Raw genomic sequence first — 25,570 nt, forward strand, 5'->3', positions numbered from 1 at the left:
TTGGAGTTAAGAAGAAACAGCTTCAGACTTACGTTGGTTCAGTAATTTTTTCTTCATGTTTTGCTCAAGTTCATAGCGTTGATATTCAACAACCATCTCTTGTGCCATGGTAGAAATCACTGAAGCAGTTGCTTTGTTTTCGTCAAAGTCCGTGCCTTTATTTTTGGCATTTTTCTCAATCATGGTACGCCGTGTCTTAATCTGGTTCTTCGCACCTTTTGGGTAAAATTGTGCAAGGACCTTCAACGCCTTACCACGTTCACCGATAAGGTCATACGTGTAGTTACGGAGCGCACGTTCATCGGGATGTGTACTGAGTGACCATAAAAGGATTGGACCAAGTGAAACGGTATATAAGCCCGAACATTCCATTTTTTCGAGTTTAATTTTACTGAAGTACGTTAAGCCTTGATCTGAGAAACCTACGTTACCTGAACCAAGAGCATCCATTTCTAGTTGAGTTAGACCGATACTGTCACGAATAGCTTCACGAGATTCGCGTGTACCAGGATCGACAATCACATACGCCGTAGCAAAGCCAACCAAGTCTTTAAAGTCTTCTACTTTGTGTGATGCCAAGTTAAGACGAGCACCCCATTTACGCAATGTACGTGCGTCTTCAGCCAATTCTTCTAATAGGATTGGATCGCCTTTCGCAACGTGCAATTCGTCATAAGACATAATTTTGCGGTCTTCAAGAAGCTCATTAATCAGTTGGGTTGCATATTCACGATAAGCTTGTGGGAATTTTGGAATATCGTCACGGCTCACGGCGAACTTACGCTTAATGAACATCCGTACAATCTGGAAGAATAGAGATGTAGTTTTAGGATCTGATGATGTCGCAACTTCGTTTAAGTCGATAGAAGCTACACGAGCGTTACCGATGTCAAAGTTAGTGTGATAGAAGAATGCTGGATAGGTATTTTGTGCAGCCATAATCTGATGCGCCAAAAAGTCCAGTGCTCGTTCATTATCAATATGAACATCACTCCAAACATCTAAAATTGATGAATCAGAAAGTGTTTCAATCATATCGCCAATAGTCGGCATTGCGTAACGGTGAGCCAACGTGCGTCCACGGATCTCATTCATTGAATGGAAAAGATCACGTAGAGCGTAATAAGAAATATCCTTACCTTGTTCAGAATGTGGCTCAATCAGTCCGTGTTTTTCCATGATGCGATCTAGTTCTGGATCTGCAAAGCGCATGTACTTACGTGCTTTATGATCAGCATTCGTATCATCAGCAAAATAGAATGTACGGCGTAGGACCGCACCAATAACGTCAGAAGTGTTTTTGGCTGGTTGCCCTTTCAATTCAGGCGGTGTTACCAATGAACTTAAAAACGCTGTCATTTGACGCATTTCGTAGTTCAACGGGTAGCGTAAGCCCATACTGAATTCAAGCGGATTAATCGCTTCTTCTTTTGAGTTTTTAATACGCTTATAGATGGCATAGTGACGTAGCTCTTCAGGCAATGAATCTTGCACTGTTTCTACTAACCCACGGCTTGACTCACCCACATCGACAATATAGGTCAACGGGATACGTTCGTTACCAGGCATCATGATGTCCTCAAGCATGCCTTTGTTCATTGTGACCGATTTACCCGTACCCGGTTTACCAATGTTAATAGTCGTCCATACAGTCACTTCATTTGAGAACGAATCAAGAATAATCAGTTTACCGTCTAAGGTTTTGTTGAGCTGATGCCCTTTATGGAATGGTGAGTTAATACGTGTCAGCGGTAACATGTAGAACACATCAAACAACGGTGCTGGTGAAATAGGTGCGTGATTACGTACCATCAAGCCCGGTATATGTGATGCCCAAGTCAAAATAGGATCGCCAGCCTGTTCCATGACTTTTGCACCGCCCCACGCTTCAAAACTCTTCCAAAGCTTTTGGCGCCGTCCTACAAGAATGTTTACACCATCTTCGGTATTCGGTGCCCATGTCATCATGGTCATTTGCAGACCAGCAACAGTGTCTACTTGATCTAGGTCATTTTTAGTGGCCATCAAAATGTTACCAGCATTACGAATGGCTTTGTTTTGTGCCGTCATAAAGTGAATAACGCTTGATAACGTGCGTTTCATCATGGTTCCAGCCATACCATCACCAGTAATACAGTAACTCACCGCATATGGGATAGAACGGATGTTACCGTTAGTGTCGTGCGTTTTGGCCTGGTGTAGTAAGCGGAATAGCGTTTCAAACGTATTCGTCTTAGCTGGATATATATCTACCATCAATGGCGCATATACAACGCCGTCAGTGATAACACTTCCCACTGGATAGAATGAACCTTGACTTGTACCAGGTAAGATCGCATTCGTCATGAGTTGTTCTGAGATCGGTTGATACAAAACGTGTGACGCATCATGTTCTGATGGTATTTCTTTCCAACGCATCGGTAAGCGTGTATTCAACATCGGCACAGACAAGGTGAAGTCATCTGAAGTTGAATGTGAGGCAATTTGTTTTTTAATCGTTAGACCAGCTTCAATAACATTCAATACTTCATAGATTGCTGGAAATTCTTCAGTTGAGAGTGAGTTTAAGAATTGTGAGACAAAAGACTCATGGTGTACGTATAAGCTGTCCGATGATTTAAGCATGTCTTGAGCATTGACCGTACTTGGCATTGTAATTTGCGACAGTAGCTTTTTACGGTTTTTTGAGTCTTGAGCTTTATCGATTGGCGATAGTAAGGTTGGCTCAGAGATTAAAGCGATATAACAGCTTTCGTTAAATACACCGCCTGAAATGGTTTCTGTCATTTCATCAATGATGATGTCTAGATTCATCGCACAACGCGCCGTGGTCGCCTTTTGCATGGCGTTCAAGTCATGAATGGCGTATGGCGTCTCATGGTCTACTTTGAACGCTAGATGAATCGTATGTCCACGGTCTTTGAAGTAGTTACGCATGTTGCTCGTCATCAAACCAATTTGACGGCTGAATGCATCACCACTAATTAAACTCTTAATCCCCTTATATTCGATGATCGTAATCATTGCACCAGTTTTTGTGACAAACGTATGTTCGTCCGATACTGTTTCTAAATCGCAATAATCCTCTACGTCAGCTTTCATGCTTTGTAGGAATAACATCAATATAATTTCAATCTTGGAGTAACCAGTCTTATTATAACCAGACTTCTCAGCTTTCTTCTTACTCATTTAAACACCTTTATTAATTCACCTTTCTACGTCTATCTTTGATTAGACATGTCTTTAAGCATTAAGCACTAAAAAACGGTAATTCTCTTAAAACGTTAATCGCACTGTCGAAATCCTTTTTTTGAATTGCGACCTCAAGACTTTTAACAGAGGGTTTTAAGCTTGTATCTAAAACCAACCTTAATAAAAGCTCATAGAAGGTACTGTTAAAAGGGATATTATCATTTTTTGAATTAGTAAATACATCAGTTTTAACGGTTTCGTCCTCTTTTAATTCGACATACTTCTTAAAACTATTTAGGTCAAACACTAAACCCTTATTAAGCAGTTGCCAAAACGCCGTTTCTAAAACCTCTTGGCTTTCCCCTAAAGTACCCACCTTGAAGTTTAAGGAACCTGTATTTTTAAGTTGGAAGTGAACCTTATCAAGCTCTATGTAGATCTCTTTGTTCTGGTATAAGCCCTGTTCGTGGAAAACTTTAGACACCGATAGCTTTAAGTTTTGGTATATACAAAAAGATTGCAGCGAACTCATTTTTAAGTTGCCCGTATCTATCTGGTTTGTCGCATCTTCTACGGACGTTGGTAGGTGTATCATCGGAAAGTAGCGTGTCAGTTCTTCAGACAGTTTCTTTTGTTCCAAAACGCTTATAATTGATAATGGATTGTCAAATCCAAAGTTGGTGCTCAGTAATTTCTTATGCTTCACACTCACACTTTGCTTAACCTGTATTTCAACGTCTAAGCCACTCAGCGCCGTTATTTTGTTTAGGTGTACCAAAGTGTCATCCAACAGCAAACAATCGCTGTTAACGGGGATATTCATCAACAGTAGCGCTTTAATCAGTGGATCTTGAAAATGCCCCGTTGTGTCTTCACCAGTTGTTGTCTGATTCCCTATCGCTATATGTACAACATGGAGTAGCAATAGCGTGTTAGATGTATGGCCAGTGTCCCGTGTCGTTGGTATATACAAATCGTTCAGGAAGTTGAAAGCCTCAGTACCTATAACGCATAAGCGAAATATCGATAGCTGATCGTGCGTTTCCTTTGGTAGTGCATCTATCCCAAGTTCCCAATATTTGTAGATGTATGGACCAATAAATGAGTATTCATCATTCAATATGTCCGTCTCAAATACGCTATCCAATACCGCTATATCATTCACTATGTCAGGCTTAAATGGCTGTAACACTATGCCCGATATAACCTCTTCTAAGCTCATATCTATGTATTCGGTATCTGCTAAGCATTCTGTCATTTTTGTGAGCTCACTTATCACCCAAACCCTTAAATACATCTAGTGTTTGGTAGTACTCATACTGCTCGTCAGTAAAGATATTCGGGGAAAATACTATGTAGTGGTTTGGCAGATTAAAGCTCTCGTATGCTTCGTCTGATACCTTTTCCAAAGCTTTTGCGAGTTGATACAAAGAAAAGTTTTTGTTCTCTTTGATGGCATTCAAATACCACTCTTTGTACTTGCGGAGCTGGTCTACGTAATCAACGTTCGCTACCAACATATCTTCTTGCTTGGCTTCTTCATATTCAGCCATTGTGTTGAACTTAATGTCCGTGAAGTACAGTTGGGTATCAATGCTTTGGGCTCGTGTCTTAATCGCATTAAACGCCTGTATATCCTCAAACATATTACGTGCGTATTCTGCTTCAGACATCTTTGTAGGATTAGGGCGTTGATGGCGCTTTAACGGCTCTACAAGCAAGCTTTGGCGATGTCGCCGTGCGAACTTAGCAAGCTCAGGATCTTGGTTGTCAGACTTATGCGATAACACCAGTAATGAACGTTGATATTGATTAAAGATCTCTTGAGGTATGTTCGTACTCAATACGCATATTTCAGCTTTCTTTTCCAGTGATAGTGCAAAGATGTGGTTTTGTGCATGGCATAGCGTACAGACCGCTACAATGTTCTCAGCCGTATGGTTGCTATGATCGCCGTCTAAGTGATGTGGCTCTAAAAAGTATTCGTCATAGAAATCACAAAAATAGCATTTAGCTGGTTGTGAAGACATTATTTGCTTTATTGTCTCATTGGTTTTAAAACCATCATGGATAGTTTTATCTTGACGTATCTCTTGCTTGTCGTTTACGCCGTTAATAGGTCTTAAAATACCAAACTTACGGTTTATATGTTTCACTTAAACCCCTTAATACTATTAAGTAAGGTCTAATTAAAACATGTATATACTATTTTTAAAATAAAAAAAGCGCAGCCTAAGCCACGCTTTTAAACTTATTTATTATTGTATTACGCTTTACCAGTAATAGTGTTCGCAGCAGAGAACATGATGAAGCCTACGATTGATAACGCACCACCCACACCAATACAGATCCAAGCAGTTTTCTTTTTCTTTTGTTGATCTTCTTCTGATGTATACATCATATACAAACCAGTACCAACTAAGCCTAAACCAAGCACCATGAACACTACGATTAAGAATTTATAAACGTTTTGACCTAATGTTTCACCACGGCCTAAGATTTCATTCGCATCAGAACCAGCAGCGTGTTTTCCGTAAGCTGTACCACCTGGGTTCCATGTGCCAGTGTTTGCATATGCAACTTGACCCATTAATGCAGAAACAAAAGCTAAAAACATTACTTTTGCGCGGAATGCAGTCGCTTTTACAGTGCGAACTGAGTGTTTTACTAATGATACCATTGTCATTTTCCTTTTATTTAATATACGGGAGCTAATCTCCGCACTGTAATTAAACATTCTTAAAACCCTATTGCTTTAAGTTGCTTAATTTTAAACTTCTCGTTAAATATCTTCAATATCTTATACAAGGTTTTTAAGAAACTCTCACCATATTTTAAGAAGATTGTTTAAAATATTGTAAAAAAGGTTCCTCCTATTTGTGTTCCAAAGGTATTAACAAAGACATCGTGTACGTCCTGAACGTATACGCATAATACACCTGTTATAATTAAAACCCATGCTTTGCGGTATGTCGCATTGCCTTGAGCATCAATTTTCTCTACAAAACCATATAAGCCACGAGCTACCGCTATAATCCCTACCAGTTGCGTAAAACCTACAACCGCCGTAACGATATATGCACCTAAATCATTAGCACCAGCATTAGGCAAGTAACTTTGTACCGTTACAAGTTCTATGCCATTACCACCAAACAATGAAGAACCTAGTGCACCAATGATATATCCGTCATATCCAAGTGATGCAAAAGCACCACCGATAAGAATCTTCAACAATGCCCCACCAGTGGTAGGCTCTTTCATTCCATGACCAAAGAACTTTTGTTGAGGTGATGATGCTTGCACTAAGTCAAAAAGCGCCGTGCCAGTAATCACCAACCCCGTTACAACAAAGCAAATGCGTATAAAGCTTAGTAGTGGACCGTATATGTTTAATATCGCTTTAACTATATCTAATGCATCCACGCTATTTTCCTTATTTCACCCAAATGGCTTGTTCGTTTTCGTCAACAGCATAGACCGTGCGATTGTCTGGCATCTTCTGACCTACATAGACTGTATATGTATGGTTTTGAGAATCTGTCATCCAAGCGCGATCGCCTACAACCGCAAAAGCATCCAAGCGTTTTGCACCTTTTGGAATTGATAAGGTTTTAGATCCCGATGTACTTAAAGCCTTTTGCTTAGTCTGGTCTTTAGCTATTTTGATTAAACTAGTCTTTAATTCCTTAATTGCCTGTTCTTGCAATTCAACAAGGTTTTTAAGATCGTCATTTTCAGCTTTCAGTTGTTCATTTTTGATTATGGTTTCTGATTGAGCAACTGCAGTTTGTTCGCCGTTTTGTACTTGCCCATGCGCTTGCTCTTTTTCTTTCAAACGTTGTAATAAAATAAGTGCATTCGTACCCTGACTTTGATAGAAGTTAACTGCCTCTATTCCTAGATCAGAATCAATCGGATACGACATGGATTTGTACATAATCATGTATTGACCAGTGGTAGGATCTTTAAACACAATATTTTCATCAACAATGAACGCCGTATCATCAGCAATACTATTGTCCTTTAAAGGTTGTTGATTTTGGTTGTATGTTGCTTGTGTTTGTTGAATGCCTTGACCAACAGTATCAATGGATTCTGGTGTTTGTTCTGGAGCAACTGCCGTGCTGACGTCTTTTGGTTTACTCATTTGTATCCAAAAGAAAGTACCAATCATAATTAAGGCAATAACACCAATAACAATAAGAAGTTTTGGAGGAATACCACCCTTCGCACTACCTTCGCCTTTTTGGGGTTTGCCTTCAGCATCTTTTAGATTTTTCTTTGCCTGTTCAGCAGTCATTTGATTATCAGACATTTCGCTTACCCCTTATTTTTCGGTGTTGTTACGTCAGCATCAAAAAAGACTTCAAATACTTTTCCGCTGTTAACGATATACGTAGTTGGTCGAACTGTTGATGTACGTGCCATGTTCGCCATTTCCGTACCAACGTTACCAATGATGTTCCCGGCAATTTCTTTATCGTTTGGCTCTTCCTTCGTGCTTACAACATTGCCAGTATTTGTGATTTGGGTTGTACCAATGTTTTGATAGGCTTGTCCGTAACCCTCAAAGATTCCAGCAGTAACCATACCGCCAAGCTTTTGCAAAGTGTGTTTTTGGACTTTATCAGCCATGCCCGATTGTTTTGTTCCAAGAGTTAAAGCTCGTACTTGGATTGCATACTCTTCGCCCTTAAACAACATACGGGTAAAGTTAAATTCAATATCCGCAGTATTCAGACCAACAGTACCAATAAGTTTTGCGCCGTTAAATTTACCGCCAATAACAGTAGCAAATAGGTTTTTACCTTTATCAGTATTCACACCTGTATCTAAACGCGCTTTCATTGTTGTACCAGCTTTAATGATTGCTAGTCCTTTAGTAGATTCGCTAGTCGTATTCGCAACGTTCAAGCTTCCAAGGTTTTGTTGCCCTTCCGATGCTTTAGTGTTGTGTGAATATTTATATGTTGAATATCCGTTGACCTTGTTCTTTGTATTAGAAAACGCAGCAAGTTGATCAACAAAAGCAGTTTGACTTAATTCACGCGTTGCAGCATTACGTTCTGCATAAGCAGCTGCTTGTTGGCTATATACACTAGCAACATCATTAGCAGCAGATGAAGCATGTTCATATTGTTGCGCGTAGTTAGTTTGATAAATCGGTGCGTTTTGATTAGCACCGTTTTGTGTTTGTGGTTGTTGTGGTAGACCACCGCTAGTTGGTTGAGGTAATGCACCACCTTGATTTGCCATATTAGCTCTGGCCATCTGGTCAAGTTCAAGCGTAATATTTGGTGTACCACCTGTTGCAGAACCGTTTACAGGTTGCCCATTTGGACCTGTAATAAAATTCTGATCGTTCAGATCGCCGTTTGGATCTTGTGTTGCAACTGTTTTAAATTCGGGCAAATAGCTTTCACCATTTTTGCCAGCTCGAGCAGCTTCTTCAGCTTGTTTTTGACGTTCATATTCTACATATTCAGGAGGGATAACATTTGTACCCTGTCCTTGGATTTCTGGTGTAGCAATAGCAACCTGATTATCTAAAGCTAGTTGGTCACTTTTCCCCATTGGGTTAAACATAAAAAAGCCTAATCCACCAACTACTACCAAACCAATAATTGCAACAACGCGAAAGCGCGTATCTGCAAAAACACGTTTTTTGTTAGCAGTTTTAATACTTGTATTTTTCAGTTTTTTAGGTTGGTCTTCTTCTGAATGAACTTGGTTTGCAGAAATAATAGTTTCATCGGTAGTACCTACTTCAGTGCTACGACTAGAATTCTCTTCAATGTCATTCGGGTTATTTTGTTGGTTCGTTGAATCCATTTTTAATTCTCACTTAATGACTTAAAATGCGTCTTCGAGGTAAACAGTTTTAGGTGTACCGCCAGTCGTTGAAAATGTGATGTACTTCAGATCTTCAGAATCTTCATAACGGAAGATCTTCATACCGTTGTTAGCGCGGAAAGAACTCAAAAAGGCTGGTTGAATAACACCAAAGTTACTACGCACATATATATAGCCACCAAACTTCCAAGCACGGACATTAGGACTATCGGTTCGCATTTCAACAGCACCCTCAGGCGCTAAGCCATCCATAAATTGCAAACTCACACCATCTGGAATAATCGATGTTTGATTGCCTGTTGAATACATAGCTTTGGCTGTTGGGCTTCGACCAGGTATACGTGCGTCTACACGAACATCTAAATCACGTTGGCCAGTAGCTAACATCAAAATTACTGGAGCACCCAATCCCTTTAATGTGACCGTTACGTTTCCGAAAGCAGCTGGATCTAATGGTTCGATTGAAAGGATGTTAGTTTCAGGGATTTCGTCTGGCTCTTTTTCGTTTTGCTCACCTAAGCCATCTGAGAAACGTCCACGGTCCAAAGAAATCTTTTCAATGTTCCATGGATTTCCTGAAGAATCGGTAAAGACAATAGTAGATAGCATGCCAGCGCTTAAACGAATTACTGGCGGTTCCTCACCAGGGTTTAATGAAATACCCAAACTACGGGTTTTCGCTTGTGGCGTATTTACATAAGGACTAGAAAGGCTTCGTTTTTGTTGCAACAAAAGTCCTTTAACTATTTTTGTTTGCTCAGGTGTGAACTGCAAACCAACAAGATTGTGAACCTGTCTGTCAATTTCCGATGCTGTATCAACTACCTCAGGTGCAACCAAAGGAGATTGAGCATCCGCAAAAGTATTCGGAGGCATATCAGCAGCATTAACTATTGTAGTTAATGCAGTAGAAGCAAAAAGAGCCAAAGATAATTTTTTCAATTTCATAAGTATCATCCAATTAACGCGCTGGAGTTAACGTAATTGTCTTAACAGCAATACCGTTGTAGTTCAGATAAGAACGTGGATGCTCAACAATAGTAACTGTCGCAATGAAGCGGTGAGTCTCTTTAGGTTGTTTGTCACCTAAGAAGAATTGAGTAGTGATAGGAACACGAACAGTCCAACTAGGTTCTGCAGCATGTAAATCACGGTTTTCGATTTGTGGAACATCAGTAGCAGTAGTTCGCATCGTTAGGTTGTTTTGTACGATTGTGCCAACTGTTTGTGATTGAGCGATTTGCTTCATCAATGAATCTTTACCGCCCTCAGTGAAATACATTGAACCAGCATTGTTAATAACGTCACGCCAGTTCAAGAAATCAAAGTTGTAGACAGAAAGAATTGCACTCTTACCGAATTCAGAAATAACAACGTCAGTAACGCGAGGGTTTTTTGATGCTTCGATTGGACAGATAACCGAGTTATCTACTGTTTGAACAGCTTTGACTTTTGGGTATGCATTAAAGGCAGCAAAAATAATCATCGCAAGAACAGCACTCACGATAAAAGCGAAAAACACGAAAACAAGCCATCGTCTTAACTTTGCAATCTCCTTATCTTTTTCATCCACCTGTTTTCTGAGCCAAAGACTAGGATCACAAGAACCTATTTCAGCGTTTTCATTAGATTTGTCTTTAGACACAACAGCACTCCTATTTCGCTGGCTGATATATAACAGATGGAATTGGACGATCTGATTTAGAGCTAAGCACACACTTAACTGGTGTGCCGTCATCAAAAACCAAAGATTCAAAATCTGTTGTGGTGAGTTTAAAAGCTACAAAACTAAGCGTTGTTAAAACGGTTAAAATGCACAATGAGGCAAACGTACTAACCAACACTCTTAAAAGCCTTGCGTATTTTCTTTTACCTATTATTGATACTTCAGCGTAAGGAGAACCCCATGTTGAAGTAGTCAAATTAGTTTTAGAGTTATCCATTTAGTCAATCACTAAACCCGACTTTAATTCGTCCTTATAATAGTCGGTATTAAACTCATTTGCTATATTAAGATCAAAATAATAAAAGGTATCTAGGTTATTAGCTAAAAGTGTTTTAACAAATTCATGGCTACCATTAACGTTTTCAATAGAATCTAAAGTAGGCTTTATACTAAAACCACTATGGCCTCTCCACTTTCGCCCATAAAAGTTAGAAGCAGTATCTTTACCAGCATGTCCAAAAGCACCAGCTATCACAAACTTATCAATACCCTTTACCTTAGCATTTGCAATACATTGATGCCTTGTACTGTATAAAGTAGGTCGTTGATCTTCATTAGTTAAAACCTTGCCTCTAAGCTTAAAGTAATTGATATAACTTAAACGTAAACGCTCTTGCAGTATTTTAATAAAAGTCTGTTTTTCATCCCATCCAAAGGTATAGCCACTAGTTTTATTTAAACTAGATACCTTTCTCACATACCTATTTAGCAAGTTCCAATAAAGGTATATCTTTTCTTGATCTTCATGTTTAAGGTCATCAAGTATTAAATACCTTTTAAGTCCATTAGCCCGACCATGTGTAGCCTTGCCATTTTCCACAATCATGATCAGTTTTGGTCCTTTTACTGCACAACAGAATGAAACGGAAAACCACTCAACAGGACGCAATCCAACAACAAGATTGGCATCAACAAAAGCAACCATCATCCGATCAAACTCACTAACCCTGGTGTTACTCTCGTTCTTATGCTCGAATTCTCTTACCAAGTAGTTGTAAAACGTGCGTTCAAAGTACTTTGTTTTCAGCTCAGAAGTACGCTTAGGTTTGTCCTTATTAGCTGTATATTTTGTGTTAATGATTCTTAAATATAATTCTTCTAAAAAATATTCATCAAAACCAGCATCTATATCTTCATCATTAATAGAGCCATTATTTAGCTCATTAAGCTTTAGACCGATTCCATACACTAAATATGCACGATATGTTCTAAATGTAGATTCCGCGTAATAACCATTTTCAGATTTAGTTTTAAATTCAGAATATATGTTTTCATATAACATTTTTAAATCTAGCTCTGAACTATCTAAATGTTTATCAATTTTTTGCTTAAGCTCAATATCATATTTGGTCTTAGTAGAATACGGAAAATCTTCTATACGACTTGTGTATTCTTTTAATGTCTTTGGATAGCTATTAGGATTCTCAAAACTGCTCACCACTACCACCCTTTATCCACATGCAAAACATGAGCACATACTACAACGTTAAACACCTTTCTAAAAGTACTCGTTAAAACGTTTTTCACTTTAAGCAAAATGTTTTTCACTTTTAAGCCCAATAAATGCGAATGTCTTTTTTGACTCCTCTCTTGTTAGTACAGTGGAAAAATCAAAAAAATGAAGTTGAGAAATCATAAAAACACAGTGGTCCTTTTTTACAGTGAAGTGCTTGATATGCATAGTTTCAATAGTCTTTTGCCAGTTGCGATGCCTTAAATTTTTAGGGAAAAATACGACTCTAAGCCTATCATTATTGCAGTTTAATTGGTGTTTAAGGTGTCAAATCTTTATATTTAAGATGCACAGCACTAAACCATAAGATAGGTTTTTATAAGTAGCAGCTTTAATGTCTTTAAACTTTTAAATTAGGAATGGTATATACCAAGATGCATTTTTTCTTCAAACAGTTTTTATCAATTTATTTAATATTAAAGAAGCTGGCTTATAAATAAATTGCATTATCACCAATAATATTTTTAATATTAATTAAAAAAAGCATATTAACATCTTTATTAATATACTTCTATACTGTAAAATATAAATTACAGTATTAATAATATTTTAATTAAAAAAAGAATAAATGTACTTTGTTATTTTCTGTATAAATTATATTCTAAAAAAAGAACAAAAAAGAATAGAAAAGATAATAAAAAGAAAGAATAAGACTATAAAGGAATATAAAAGACGTCTAGCAAACTATAAGAGCTCATTTACTCTCTATAATTGATTGAAAAAAGTACGTTGTATTTCCATTTCAGATAGGTACTACTAAAAAAAAGCATTGTTTTGGACAGACAATGCACTTAAAAAGAGTATTTTTTACAGATTTGTCTTGTTTAGGCCAGGTACGACTGCCTGAAGAACGCCCTTAGATATACGTTAAAGCTTATAAATTAGGTTTAAGCGAGTGCCTAAAAGTCGGCTTTATACCTTTTAATGGATTTTTTATAATTAATAAAGTGCATTTTAATAGTTTTTAGACTAAAATCATTTTGTCTTTATACCCACTTAATCCGGAGTAAAAATGAAGCACAATAAAAAACTTTTAAGCGTTCTTGTAATTGGTTTAATGATGTCTGGGTGTGCTAGTCGTGATGTAACGCAATTAAACGTAGCAAGCCCTTTATCTATTATATCTGAAGCATCTCAAGAGGCTTTAATTGCACAACAGAACTTAAAGAACTCTTCTGCAATTCAAATGCAAACTGTTCAGAAGAAACAAGGTAGCATCAACCATGACCTTTTAAATATCGACTACATAGGCGATCCAATACCTTTAATTAAAAGTATTTCTAGCCAATACGGATACCGTTTTGTAGAAGCTGGTCCTACTCATGAGCTTCCAATTGTTAATTTTAATAAAAAGCGTCTTACTGGTGTAGAAGCTTTACGCGATGTTTCTGCATATTTAAATACTGCTTCGATAACTCTAGATCATCAAAATAAAAGTATTTTATTGACTTATAACTAATACCCTTTAAATCCTTTTATACATATCTGGAGTTTTTATGGACTACTCTAATAATGCTTCATTACAAGAGCTACTAAACCCATCTAACCAGTCTTCTTTAGAAGTTCATGTTAGTAATGTTGAACAGCAAGCTCGTTATGAAGCCATGCTTGAATTAGTTAAGCAAAAAGGTATTAAGTTAGGGATCAATACTTATTTAAGCAACGCTCGTGAGGTCATCAAAAGCCAAGAGCGTAACCTTGATACAATCTTTAACTTTAAACCTTACATGATCAAAGATGTTGTTGTTCCCCCGGTTATTATTGAATCAAAAGATGTAACTGAGACACCTAATGCCATGTCGTACAAGACGACTAAGCAGACTTATAAAATCTTGAAACAAGCTCGTTTCAGTACTCGTGCACCTGATTGGCGTCAGTACCTTGTTTTCCCTACACTTGATAGCAATGTTGATTACGTGACTTTCATTCCGAAAGAAATGTTACCAGCTAACGAACAAGAACGAAAAATATGGAAAGAGACTGCTGCTAAGTCTTATGAAATGGGTTTAGTTGAGGGCCGAAATATTGTTGAAGATGCAGTAGATCGTCTTAAACGAGATTATTTGGGGATGGTTACTTTCCATAAGTTTGTTTTAGAGGGCAAGTTATCAATGCCAGCAATTAGCAGTCAATCACTGGCTGTTTCTTCTACACAAGACACTATTGCTCTTGATATGAAATTGCTTCAAATCCAACAATTACCGCAGTTCAATTCAAATATTGAAACTTGGAAACCAATTCTCCAACCTGAACAAATTGCACCTAGCTATCAAATTCCAAAAATTAACCTTGTTAGCGAACCTTAAGTTCGCTAACTCAATTGGAAGTTTTAAATGCAAATGAAGGTTTCGACATTAAAAGCAAAATCTGCATTATTTGATGTTAACAAGATTAAAGGATCTGAAAATAAGATTCTGACAGCTACCAAAGACATTCGCAAAGACTACGATTCTAGCCGTGGTTTTGGTTTGGCTACATTAACAGCCATAACGACATACAAAGATCCGAAACAAGGGTTTAAAAGTCGCGATGAATTTGAAAGTCTTCTATATGAAGCATTAGCTCATGGTGCTTCAGATATTTTCATTAGTCCAGATCGCCCCATCACAATGATGAAAGACTTGGAGTTATATTCGTTAACACACCGTATTATCAATCGTGATGAAGCTCTACACATCCTAAGAACGATTGCTGATGAAAATGCCTACTTAGTCCTTATTAATAATAAGTTTATTAATAAGGCATATCGTATTCTGCAGAAAGACGCTTCAGGTAAGGAAACTCGTTATAACTTTCGTGTGAACGTATCTCGAACTTCGTATCGTGGATCTGGAGATTCTTTTCAGATAACGTTACGTACAATTTCTGGCATTCCCCCTCACTTTTCAAAAGTGGGTTTAGATGAAGATTTCATTAAAAGATCGCTACCTCACAATGGTTGCTACATCATTGGCGGAATCACTGGTTCTGGTAAAAGTACAACACTAGCTTCAAATATTCGCTATGTGTTGGAAAATAATACTCATATTCGTGGAAATATTTTGACTCACAACGAGCCTATCGAATACGAGTATGACGCAATTGAAAGCACACACAGTATTGTTAGTCAAAGCGAAATCCCCAATAACTTCGAGACTTTTGCGGATGCAAATAGAGAGGCGATGCGTAGACGTCCTGCTGCAGTTGAAATCGGTGAATTGCGAGATAAAGAAACAATTTCTGCAGCTCTAGAACTTTCTTTAACTGGCCACCCTGTTTTTGCAACGGTTCACGCAACCACCGTAGACAAAATTATTCCACGTATGTTGAAGCGCTTTAAGCATGAAGAACATCTTCAGGCTGCAGCTGACATTATTGGTTCAGTTTATACATTGATTGCTCAACGTCTTGTTAAAGATGTGAACGGCAAGGTATTTGCTGTAAGGGAACACTTAATTTTATCACCTCAACTGAAAGAAGAATTGCTTTTAATTGATGATATTCATGCTCAACAGAAGTTTATTCGAGAGTTAATGATTAATTCTGATGGTTCAGATCCAAACATCAGTAAGAGTTTCAGGAAACAAGCTGACGATCTACTCAAAGCTGGTCGTTTGCATGAAGACTACTATTACAAACTGATTTATTAAGAGGCGAATATGGATGATCAATATGCACACTGGTCGCAATTTAGATTAAATCTAATCCTATGGGGCGGTTTAAACGGATATTTGTTTATACCTTTTCTAGCTGTTGTTATTAAGTTTTCCTTGTTCAAACTTATGCTTTTCATCGGCTTGATAGTAGCAACATTGGTTATTGAAAAAGTATTTAAATACAAATACAGCTATATCCCCTCTGCTCTTAGACGCTTAGTTTTTGGGGGCAATAAATACACTAGACGCGGTAGAAGACGTTACTCGTTGTAAATCTTGAAAAATTGAAAGGTAAACTTATGAAAAATACTCAAAATGAAAAACCAGCGATTGAAGAACGTTATATTGTTCTAGGTATTGATGATGGACATGGCGGTACAAAGCTTTATGCTGGTCTAGATCAAGATGGAAATGAAATCAAACTGACTATTCCTAGTATTGCTTATTCAGGAAAAGTCCTCACTGGCGAAGAGGATTCTACTGACTATTATGTGGTTAAAGTAAATGAAAACTTTTATACAGTTGGTAAGAAGATCAATAGTAGTGTTCCTCTGGATACCAGAACAGACGAATACCCGACATCTGAATATAACAAGGCACTAATACACCAGGCAATTAAGGCCTATATTGACCATATCGGAACATATGATGGTAGAGCGTTTGCAATCGCTACTTCACTTCCTGTTAGTCGCTATTACACACCTGAAAAAACCAAAAACATGCCACTTATTGATATGAAAACTAATTTTCTACTCAATGGTGATGTTTGCTTCAACTTAAAAGATCATAAAGCTGGTAAACCGCTTAATATCATTAAAAGACATATTGTTAAATGTGAAGCTCAAACAGCTTATTTTAATGAGATTATTGATGTACACGGAAACGGTTCAGAAGATAGTGATCTTTTAATAAGTTCTGAATGTGCTGTAATCGATATTGGCGGTAAAACCACTGATATTGTAGTCACATTAGATGGAGGAAACATGCTTGATGGCCATCGTTCTACATCACGTAACCTTGGTATTCTTACCATCTATGAACGAATCACTAGCTTAATTCTTGAATCTGGCTATAAAACAGTTAACGCTAACTGGCTAGATTTCGCACTAAAATCTGGAACTTATGGTATAGGATCTCAAGCCAAAGATATTACAGGTTTAATTCAGCAAGCTAAAAACGAATTCATGATCGAATTAAATAACTTTATCTCTAAACAGATCGGTGGAGGCGATGATTTAGCATTAGTATTATTTTGTGGAGGCGGTGCAGCTTTTCTTGAAAAAGAGATTAAAGAAAAGTACGACTTACCGAACGTAAGAATCGCTGAATCACCAGAGTACGCCAATGCTAAAGGTTTATATAAGTTAGCTAAATACATGTATAAAATGTACGCAGAAATCAAATGACAGATTCAAACTACATACAACTATCCTATCAATTAATTCACTTAACAAGAGAAGATCTTGATGTGATTAGTAATGTTAATAGAAATCTACCAGGTCTAGACTTAAACGCTTTTAGTTTAAGTCTGCTGTATTTAGGATTTATCTTTTGTACTGACAAGCAGAAGATTTTTCTAAATGCGCCAGTGCAAAATGAAATAGACGAGACGTTTGCACAGCCTGTACGAATGAAAATAGATAAAAATGCAAATCAAAAACTATTTAATTCAATTAAAAAACATCCTCAAGGAAAGCTTCGTAGAAATTACATAACTGCTGTTTTACATGCTGGTATAGCGGTTCTAATTGAGCTTTCATACCTTTATAAGTTGTATGAAGTTAATGAGGATATGGCAAGCCTATATTCTGTCAATTCTTTCCTATTAAGGTTTGGCTTAAGTACTTGTGTTGAAACATACACCAAGTTTAATACTGCTTACTATGTGTACGATATTGAATATCTTGAAAAAAAGTATCTTGATCATATATCCATACAAATACCAGAAAGTAGTAAGGAGCAAATTGAACAATCACCTAAAAAGCCCGTAACTAATTCTATCAAGAGCAAGGAGGTTCCTGTTCAAAAAGCAGTTAAGATAAAGGAAGCTAAACATACTGAACATAAAAACATTCAGGACCACTCCCCTACCGTTGAAACATCTCAAAATACCGAAACGTCCGAAATTAACAATGCTAAACCAAGTCAAAACGTATCTGAATCAAAACCAGTAACCAATCCAAGTAGTTCGGATTGGCTTAACCAGACTTTTAATCCAGATCTATTATAAAAAAAACCGGCAATGCCGGTTTTTTTCATTCAAAGTTTTGAAACTTCAATCATTCAAGCTCTTAAAAAACTCTTCAATTTTTCTAGCTTTCTCTTCTGTAATATCTGCATCCAAGGCTACTCGCAACTTAAGTACACTCTTACCTTTGGTACCACATTCAGAACTCATAGAACCAAATTTAACGCCCTTATCTGTCTTAAAATCGAATTTAATCTTACTCGGTTGTTCTTCAGTAGTAGCTTCTTCAGTTTTTTCAGGCTTAGTCGCCTTATTTGCTTTTTCTTCTTCACTCAAAATAGCTATAAATCCTTTATGACGCTTGCCCGTGGATTTAAATTCTTCAACGTATTTATCCCATTCTGGTCTTAACAAGTCGAAAATTGCTTTTTCAGTTTTAGTTTCTAAAGCTTTATTTATTGCGGTATTCACTTCTTGAGCAATATATCCAGAAATTAGCTCAGGATCTTCGTTCAAAGAGTCCAAAATGAACTCAGGTAAGTCTAGAATATATTTGAGACGGAAATACTTCGACTTATCAATCGCAAATTTTTCAGTAACAAATTCATAACTTTCAAAAGGATAACCAAACTCTTCACATAATTGCTTGATTTTTAATATGCTTTCAAAATCTGAAAGATTTTGTCTAGCAGTATTATCCAATAAAGCTGTTATAGCAGCTTTATCATCATTCATAGATGTTTTAACTAAAGCAGTAATTCTCTTGAGCTTTAAAATCTCTTTAATTGCTCTAAAACGTCTCTCACCAGCAATTAACTCGTAACGATTACCCTTCTGTCGAACTGTAATCGGGTTAATTTGTCCATTAGTTTCTATATCAGCAGCCAAAATTGGCAACTTCTCATATACACGTTTATTCATGATACGTGGTTGATAAGGTGATGGATCAATTAAATCAATGTCGATTGATTCTAAATGAGATCCGCTAACAATATTTTTTGTTTCTCGCTTAGCTAGTGGGTTAAGACTCCCCTCTTCTATGGTTGGAGTCGCTGTATTTTCTTTTACATCAGTAACTTGAGCATCACTCCCTGTTGCATTAGCAACAGATGTTTTTTTCATGCTTTTTACTTTATCTTTAAAGTTCATATCAGCACCTTATAATTTTTTGTATTCAGAAACCATTAGATCTACAAGTTGATTAATTGCTTGTTTTGCTGGTGTTTCTTTTCCAGCATCCAGATCAAATACGGAACACTTAACATATGATGCTTGACTAAAAACCGTAGCATTTGGAATACAGATTAATTCCTTATTTACCAGTTTTTCTTGCAATTTTGGTTGAGCATATTCATTGCGAATATCTTCAGCCAAGGTAAGATCCACTGTATTACGCTTGTTATAAAAGTTTAGTACTGGCGATAGAATTTTTAAATCTGGATTGCTTGTCTCTAAGTCATCCATAGAGTTAAGTATATCTTCCAAACCCTGAATACTGTATTCACCCTGTAATGGAATTAATAAACTGTTTGATGCTAACAAAGCATTAAAAGTTAGAGTTTCCATTCGCGGTGGACAATCTAACAAAATAAAGTCGAAATCCCCTTTTATCTTTCTTAATACACTTCTAATAATTTCATTAGGAACTGGACTAGAACGCTGAATATTGATTTCAACATCACGAATGTTATTAGCACAAGCAATCAAAGACACATTTTCAAAGTTGGTTTTATCTGGACCTTGTATAACATCGTGAATGTTAATTGTTTTATAGTTTTCAAAAATATCTTTTAGAGTGCCATCTATATCGTTAATATCTGGAACATTTGAAATATGTTTTGTTGCATTACGTTGGCTATCTAAGTCGATTACTAAAACCGTATAACCTAATTTTCCAAGCTTAGCAGCACAATTCACCGTAGATGTTGTTTTGCCCACACCACCTTTAAAGTGGATGCTTGTACAAATATAAGTTTTTCCTGAGTTCTTTTCCATTTTTCAATCACCTTTCAAGTAAAGTCAAACAATACAATATTTGAAAAATATTTAAAATACTTTTTCACTTTATTTTTAATATATTTCAACTTTTTCAATCTATATGCCTAACATGTGTCCATATCTTATGTGTTTTTCATTATCAGACTGATAACAGCTTTAGATTCCTTGGCGTGGATTTTTTCATTATCAGACTGATAACAGCTTTAGATCCCTTGGCGTGGTTTTTTACATTATCAGACTGATAACAGCTTTAGATTTTTAATCGTGGATTTTTTCATTATCAGACTGACAACAGCTTTCGATTTTTAATCGTGGATTTTTTCATTATCAGACTGATAACAGCTTTAGATCCCTTGGCGTGGATTTTTTCATTATCAGACTGATAACAGCTTTAGATCCCTTGGCGTGGTTTTTTTCATTATCAGACTGATAACAGCTTTAGATTCCTTGGCGTGGTTTTTTTCATTATCAGACTGATAACAGCTTTAGATCCCTTGGCGTGGTTTTTTTCATTATCAGACTGATAACAGCTTTAGATTCCTTGGCATGGTTTTTTTCATTATCAGACTGATAACAGCTTTAGATCCCTTGGCGTGGTTTTTTCATTATCAGGCTGATAACGGTTTTTCGATTCTAAATCGTTGATTTATTCATTATCAGACTGATAAAAATGGAGTTGCCAAGAAGAGGGGAGGGCTTACTACTACTTACAGTTAAATAAATGAGTAGACGTTGTGAAATGCACAACTGAAAATGATCTATATTAGCTGAGTAGGGGAGTGCCCTATTCAATAAAAAGACTACCAACAATATTTATAGAGAAATTTATTATATAGGCGGTTAATCCACTTAAATGTCTAGTAGGGGAGGGCTTCTTATTCATTCTTTTTAGTATTTGACCAAGAATACTGGCTTAGTGTTGAGATTGACCTGATTTAAGCTTTAAAAGGTATTAAATGCCACTTTAGTCAAGAGCTTAAAACCAGACTTAAAATCCTTAAAAGGTTTAAGGGGAATTAGATTAAAACCAATATTAACTATATAATACCCAACAATACACATATTAATAGGCTATAAAATGGCAGATCCAAAAGATAAGCTTGTACATGAGAATCATATTTATATATTTACTGTTGTTATGGTTTTAGTGGCTTTTTTGGCTGTATGGTTTGCTTATAAACCTCAAATTGTAGGGTTTTTAGTATACACAAAAGGCATTTTAATTATTCCTCTATGGTGGATACATAGCATATTCAAAGCTATCGGGCTTAACTACGTGCCTTTACTAAGTGAGTTGGTGTATTCAACAGAACACCTATGTAAACCAACAAACAATTGGCTTCCATTATTTTGTCAAAATAAGTTTAGCGAAGTCACTATTTTTCAAATTTCAAAAGCCAGTCAAGCATGGAATTTATTAATATTTTTGCTGGCAACACCTTGGATAAAGAAAGCTTATGACCGCTTCAACAGCGAGCATCCAGCACGGGGCTTTATCAAAAGCATGAACCTAGAAGAGTTCATAGAGGAACAAATTCCAAACCAAAGACACTTACAGGTTTTTGGTCCATTAGACTTGTCAAAATATGATACGAACAATGGTCATTTTAAAGCGCTAGATTCAACTTATGAGTTTGCAAATAGGCATGAGTTAATTACAGGAACTAAAGAGCGCCTTGTGAACATTACAATCAACGGAGTAACGAAAGAATATAATGATAAAAGTGAAACAGTACCTATCATAGATGAAGAGAAGTTTTTAAATGTCTTACGTGAACAACTAGGGGATCTTTGGATAACCCTTGATAATTCAAAAGAAACATCACCCGATGAATTATCGTATTTATCCGATGTTGATACAATTTTGCTAGCTTTGTATTTACCAGTAGCATGTGCAACCGATGAATCTATGGATGATGAAGAGTTCCGTAAAATCAAAAAAGATTCAACAACATTAATTAATTACTATTGGGATATTTGCACAAAAAATATACCTAACAACCCATTGTTTGCAATTGAAAATCAGTATGTTGAGGGCGATCGTAAGCTTGTAGGGTTTAATTTTGATTTCCTTAGAAAAAGAATTCACAAATACATTAAACATCCCGTTGCTACTAAGATTTTTAAAAACCATGCATATGTAAGAACTATTTTGTGTGAGGTTGTATTAACAGCAAGACAACTAGGTGTAATGCCACCAACAGATATACGCTGGTTAAAACTATACAATCGAACTGCATACGCATTCATACAGAATATTGGTAGACCGTCTTTGTTTAGTGAGGGTTTAGGTCCAATCTCGCATTATCTAATTGAGGTGAAATTAGGGAAGCCATTAGAAGAGCCAGACTTTAACATTGGCCTTGTTGGTTTTGAATACGAATTATTGAGTTTTGCCATGACTGAAGCTAGACAAAAAGCTGCTGAAGATGTGAACAGTATTATTCGAGTAGTAGAGTTTACGGACAAGGAATTAAACAACGGATCTTATAACTCTAAAAACAATGATAAAGATGATTTTAAGTATAGTGACGATCATGTTTTTGATATGGTGAGCGTAGAAATACCACAGGATGAAATACAAAAAAACAAGCAAAAAGGGTTTTAGTCTTAAACTTATAAGTTATAATTGACCGGTATTAAAACACCGGTCTTTTTTATTTAACTATTTTTTTAAAACCATATTTTAACTATACTGCTAAAACATGGCTTAAAAGGTAATACTCTAAAATGCTTTTAAATAATTTCACTAAAATAGTAGCAAGTTGCGCTATTAGTATTATTACAATCTCTACTTACGCTGCACCATCTCAGGACCTTACTTCTAAGATGCAAAAAATGGGCAAAGTAAAAGAAGTTAAACCCTTTAGTGGAGGTTTAACTTCTTGGATTCTTGAGGCACCTAATGGGAAAAATGCGGTGTTTTTTACAACATCCGATGAAAAAGTCATCTTACATGGTACAGCTTGGGATTCTGCTACTAAAAAAAATATATCTGAGCCTCTTAAATTAACTGCAAAAAAAATGAATACACCAGCACGACAACCAACAGCTTCCGTTGGGAATTTGGCCAGTGCATACAATCATCCAGTCTTTAAAGCTGTAAAAACGCTTTCAGGGTTTAAAGAGGGGAAAGCGAATGATAACAACACTGTTTACATCATTTACGATCCACGCTGTAAATATTGTCACGAAACATTCAACCTTTCTCGCTCATACGTTAAAAGCGGTGCAACTATTAAATGGATTCCAGCTTTAGTTCTAAACCAAAGTGAAAACGGAAAACAATTAGCAGCTGGAATTCTTCGTAAACCATCTGAAGATACTATTAATAAAACCTTTAATGGAACAGATGAAGAAATTAACTCAATTAAAGTGATTCCTACACCACAGGAACTTGCTGAGTTGGATAAACACTTAGGCGCTCTTCAATCTATCTTCTTCTATCACGAAGATATTGTTGCAATGCCAAAAGAAGATCGTGAACAGCGAGAAGCAATTCGTAGCGCTGGACAAAAGCCACAGCCACTAACTGCTGGTGTACCAGTTGCTATCTTTGTAAATAAAAAGACTGGAAAAGTTGAAGCTCGTAGAGGAACTTCAGAAACAGCCACTCTTGACTATATTTTCAAATAAGAGGGAATTGAGATGAACAAAACTCAATTGAAAGCTTTCCAATCGATTGTCGGAAACTTTTCACCTTATTTCTCTAAGATAAACAATGAGTCTATGTTTTTAGATTCTGACCTTTCTGGAGATACGGATAGAAATCGCCAGGTGAGCATCTTCAATATAGATGCAAAGGCCACGGATCTACTATTAACGATCAAAGGATTTGATCAGGTCGAGAATAATTTGTTTAGAGGACAAGTTTTCTTAAAGTCTGACGAAAACACAGAAATTCTTATAAGTGAGCCATGCTATTACTTAAACAAAAGCAAGGTTCGTTTCAGTACATATGAACTTCAGAGCTACATAAAGGAAGTTTGGCATCAAGCTCTAAATGAATATAAGGCTGATGTTACAGACAGCCCTATACGTTCTAATGAAGAAAAATACAGCTTATCTTTAGCAGATAGATTCTCTAGTTTTAAAACGTCTTGGCCAGCTATGGGCATTGTAGCTGCAGTAGTTGTTTTTGCTGGAGGCGGTTACTTTTTAGGTTCAGGTACTAATGAGAAAAATGCATCTTCAGAAACAAGTTCGCAACAACTAAGCACATCTGATAACCCTGAACTTGACGGTAAAGCCTTGGCTCTTAAAAACATGGGGTTAGATCCTAACTCAATGGCTTTTGATAACTCATGCTTTCAAGAAAAATAAGGTGAAATATCTATGAGAGCTAGACGAATAGAAAACCTTGAAGCATTACAGCTAAAGGCCTCAGAAATAGCACAAATAACCGTTAAAGAGTTGGAAGCACGACACTATTTAGTTTGGTGGTTGAGCTCATATGACCGAAACATGAAACGTGGCTATAACAATGAAACCATTTGCTTAAGCACCTATCAGGTGAATGAGTTTTGTTTTTCATATGCAATCACAAGCGAAGTTGAAAAGTTTTATTTACTAATACAACCCGAAAATTGGTTTTTAAATGATTTAACTTTCGAGTCTGCTTCTATAGATGAAAAAGGCTTAGTTTTAAATTTAGCTGAAGTAAATGATCAGTTATTCAAGCTGTATATATCGCGAATGCAAATCAGATTTAATCTTGATGAAATTCATGCTGAACGTTTAACACACGCAAAGAAATATGCAAAAGAACTGGTCTTTATTCAATACAACCCACAGAAAAATCAGGTCATGAATGTAGGTGTTTCTATCAATTTAGAAAACAACACAATCACTCGAAAATCATCAAATCAAACGGCAAAAAATAAGCGCTTGAAAGGGGCATTCTAATGAAGAAATCAAACTATTTTAAGGTAATTGGTGCAATAGCAGTTTCAACAGTTGTTTCACTTGCTTATGCTGGCTTTACTGAAATTAATAGTTCTGGAGACATTGTATCTAAAGACAGTGCAAATGCTTTACGCACCAGTTTTTCAACACCAAATCAAAATATACCAGCGCCATTACGCACATATTCACTATGGGATAAGATCTCAGAGACAACCAAATATAATGGCACAGTACAACCAAAGCCAACACCTGTTGCAATTGAGAGTACATCTTCTCAAGCACAAAATATTCAAAGCAAGAGCAATATTAATGTGGCTAACATAGAGAGCCAACAGGAAATCAAAAGATTACAGGCAGCACTAAAAGAGAAAGAAACTGAGAATAACAAGCTCAAATATTCAAACCTTGAGATGCAAGTGCAAGTAGTTGAACTAAAAAGCGATATAAACGAACTGAAGCAACAAGTTAACTTTTTAGCAAGCCAGATGCAAATTGTTGAAAGCGATGTGCTTGTAATGAAAAACAAAAAACCAAGTTCTTTTTTAGCACGAAATTAAGCA

The 25,570-nt window shown here is 36.5% G+C and carries 23 protein-coding genes; 10 read left to right on the top strand and 13 right to left on the bottom strand.

The window, feature by feature from the left end; genetic code table 11:
- Positions 1-6: 6 nt before the first annotated feature.
- The 11 genes from C9E89_RS10080 to C9E89_RS10130 form a co-directional block, all read right to left on the bottom strand.
- Positions 7-3,189, bottom strand: a complete 3,183-nt coding sequence (locus C9E89_RS10080; RefSeq protein ID WP_005028612.1) for a hypothetical protein — start codon at positions 3,187-3,189, stop codon at positions 7-9.
- 61 nt (positions 3,190-3,250) lie between these two features.
- The gene (locus C9E89_RS10085) at positions 3,251-4,450 is read right to left on the bottom strand and encodes a hypothetical protein (protein WP_005028615.1); all 1,200 of its coding nucleotides are present in this window, start codon (positions 4,448-4,450) and stop codon (positions 3,251-3,253) included.
- Positions 4,451-4,460: 10 nt separating this feature from the next.
- Entirely contained in the window at positions 4,461-5,348 is an 888-nt protein-coding gene (locus tag C9E89_RS10090; RefSeq protein WP_005005914.1) for an HNH endonuclease signature motif containing protein, read from the bottom strand.
- Positions 5,349-5,458: 110 nt separating this feature from the next.
- The gene (locus C9E89_RS10095; protein WP_024160796.1) at positions 5,459-5,872 is read right to left on the bottom strand and encodes a hypothetical protein; all 414 of its coding nucleotides are present in this window, start codon (positions 5,870-5,872) and stop codon (positions 5,459-5,461) included.
- 167 nt (positions 5,873-6,039) lie between these two features.
- Positions 6,040-6,615, bottom strand: coding sequence for a hypothetical protein (locus tag C9E89_RS10100; protein WP_024160795.1), 576 nt, complete (start codon positions 6,613-6,615; stop codon positions 6,040-6,042).
- Between the two features lie 10 nt (positions 6,616-6,625).
- On the bottom strand, positions 6,626-7,507 hold the full coding sequence (locus C9E89_RS10105) for a hypothetical protein (protein WP_024160794.1): 882 nt from the start codon (positions 7,505-7,507) through the stop codon (positions 6,626-6,628).
- A gap of 5 nt (positions 7,508-7,512) precedes the next feature.
- Entirely contained in the window at positions 7,513-9,024 is a 1,512-nt protein-coding gene (locus tag C9E89_RS10110) for a DotG/IcmE/VirB10 family protein (RefSeq protein ID WP_024160793.1), read from the bottom strand.
- A 21-nt stretch (positions 9,025-9,045) separates the two neighbouring features.
- A complete protein-coding gene (locus tag C9E89_RS10115; RefSeq protein WP_227518657.1) occupies positions 9,046-9,921 on the bottom strand; it encodes a DotH/IcmK family type IV secretion protein in 876 nt (291 codons plus the stop codon).
- An 85-nt stretch (positions 9,922-10,006) separates the two neighbouring features.
- A complete protein-coding gene (locus C9E89_RS10120; protein ID WP_005005897.1) occupies positions 10,007-10,690 on the bottom strand; it encodes a DotI/IcmL family type IV secretion protein in 684 nt (227 codons plus the stop codon).
- Between the two features lie 10 nt (positions 10,691-10,700).
- Positions 10,701-10,988, bottom strand: coding sequence for a hypothetical protein (locus tag C9E89_RS10125; protein WP_024160792.1), 288 nt, complete (start codon positions 10,986-10,988; stop codon positions 10,701-10,703).
- Positions 10,989-12,209 carry a hypothetical protein gene (locus tag C9E89_RS10130; protein WP_228199015.1) on the bottom strand — a complete coding sequence of 407 codons (1,221 nt, stop codon included), beginning with the start codon at positions 12,207-12,209 and terminating at the stop codon, positions 10,989-10,991.
- Between the two features lie 1,087 nt (positions 12,210-13,296).
- Here C9E89_RS10130 and C9E89_RS10135 point away from each other — a divergent pair.
- From C9E89_RS10135 to C9E89_RS10160, 5 genes are all read left to right on the top strand, one after another.
- On the top strand, positions 13,297-13,743 hold the full coding sequence (locus C9E89_RS10135) for a DotD/TraH family lipoprotein (protein WP_024160790.1): 447 nt from the start codon (positions 13,297-13,299) through the stop codon (positions 13,741-13,743).
- A gap of 37 nt (positions 13,744-13,780) precedes the next feature.
- Positions 13,781-14,590 (top strand): type IV secretory system conjugative DNA transfer family protein, encoded by an 810-nt coding sequence (locus C9E89_RS10140; RefSeq protein ID WP_024160789.1) that lies wholly within the window; start codon positions 13,781-13,783, stop codon positions 14,588-14,590.
- Positions 14,591-14,617: 27 nt separating this feature from the next.
- Positions 14,618-15,913, top strand: a complete 1,296-nt coding sequence (locus C9E89_RS10145) for an ATPase, T2SS/T4P/T4SS family (protein WP_024160788.1) — start codon at positions 14,618-14,620, stop codon at positions 15,911-15,913.
- Positions 15,914-16,218: 305 nt separating this feature from the next.
- The gene (locus C9E89_RS10155) at positions 16,219-17,325 is read left to right on the top strand and encodes a ParM/StbA family protein (RefSeq protein ID WP_024160787.1); all 1,107 of its coding nucleotides are present in this window, start codon (positions 16,219-16,221) and stop codon (positions 17,323-17,325) included.
- Positions 17,322-18,149, top strand: coding sequence for a hypothetical protein (locus C9E89_RS10160; protein ID WP_024160786.1), 828 nt, complete (start codon positions 17,322-17,324; stop codon positions 18,147-18,149). The genes C9E89_RS10155 and C9E89_RS10160 overlap by 4 nt, the downstream gene beginning before the upstream one ends.
- Positions 18,150-18,194: 45 nt before the next feature.
- Here C9E89_RS10160 and C9E89_RS10165 read toward each other — a convergent pair whose 3' ends face one another.
- The gene (locus tag C9E89_RS10165) at positions 18,195-19,256 is read right to left on the bottom strand and encodes a ParB/RepB/Spo0J family partition protein (protein ID WP_024160785.1); all 1,062 of its coding nucleotides are present in this window, start codon (positions 19,254-19,256) and stop codon (positions 18,195-18,197) included.
- Between the two features lie 9 nt (positions 19,257-19,265).
- Complete coding sequence (locus tag C9E89_RS10170) at positions 19,266-20,102, bottom strand: ParA family protein (RefSeq protein WP_005028640.1); 837 nt, start codon at positions 20,100-20,102, stop codon at positions 19,266-19,268.
- Positions 20,103-21,183: 1,081 nt separating this feature from the next.
- Here C9E89_RS10170 and C9E89_RS23785 point away from each other — a divergent pair.
- The 5 genes from C9E89_RS23785 to C9E89_RS10200 all read left to right on the top strand — a co-directional run bounded on the left by C9E89_RS23785 (position 21,184) and on the right by C9E89_RS10200 (position 25,567).
- Positions 21,184-22,713, top strand: coding sequence for a secretion/conjugation apparatus DotM-related subunit (locus tag C9E89_RS23785; RefSeq protein ID WP_024160802.1), 1,530 nt, complete (start codon positions 21,184-21,186; stop codon positions 22,711-22,713).
- A 122-nt stretch (positions 22,714-22,835) separates the two neighbouring features.
- Positions 22,836-23,741, top strand: coding sequence for a hypothetical protein (locus C9E89_RS10185; RefSeq protein ID WP_005028646.1), 906 nt, complete (start codon positions 22,836-22,838; stop codon positions 23,739-23,741).
- Between the two features lie 12 nt (positions 23,742-23,753).
- Entirely contained in the window at positions 23,754-24,428 is a 675-nt protein-coding gene (locus C9E89_RS10190) for a hypothetical protein (protein ID WP_005028648.1), read from the top strand.
- A gap of 12 nt (positions 24,429-24,440) precedes the next feature.
- Entirely contained in the window at positions 24,441-25,010 is a 570-nt protein-coding gene (locus C9E89_RS10195) for a hypothetical protein (RefSeq protein ID WP_005028650.1), read from the top strand.
- Entirely contained in the window at positions 25,010-25,567 is a 558-nt protein-coding gene (locus C9E89_RS10200; RefSeq protein ID WP_005028652.1) for a hypothetical protein, read from the top strand. Before C9E89_RS10195 ends, C9E89_RS10200 begins: the two co-directional genes overlap by 1 nt.
- Positions 25,568-25,570: the final 3 nt, after the last annotated feature.

This window comes from Acinetobacter sichuanensis, from assembly GCF_003024515.2.
Classification (GTDB): Bacteria; Pseudomonadota; Gammaproteobacteria; order Pseudomonadales; family Moraxellaceae; genus Acinetobacter; species Acinetobacter sichuanensis.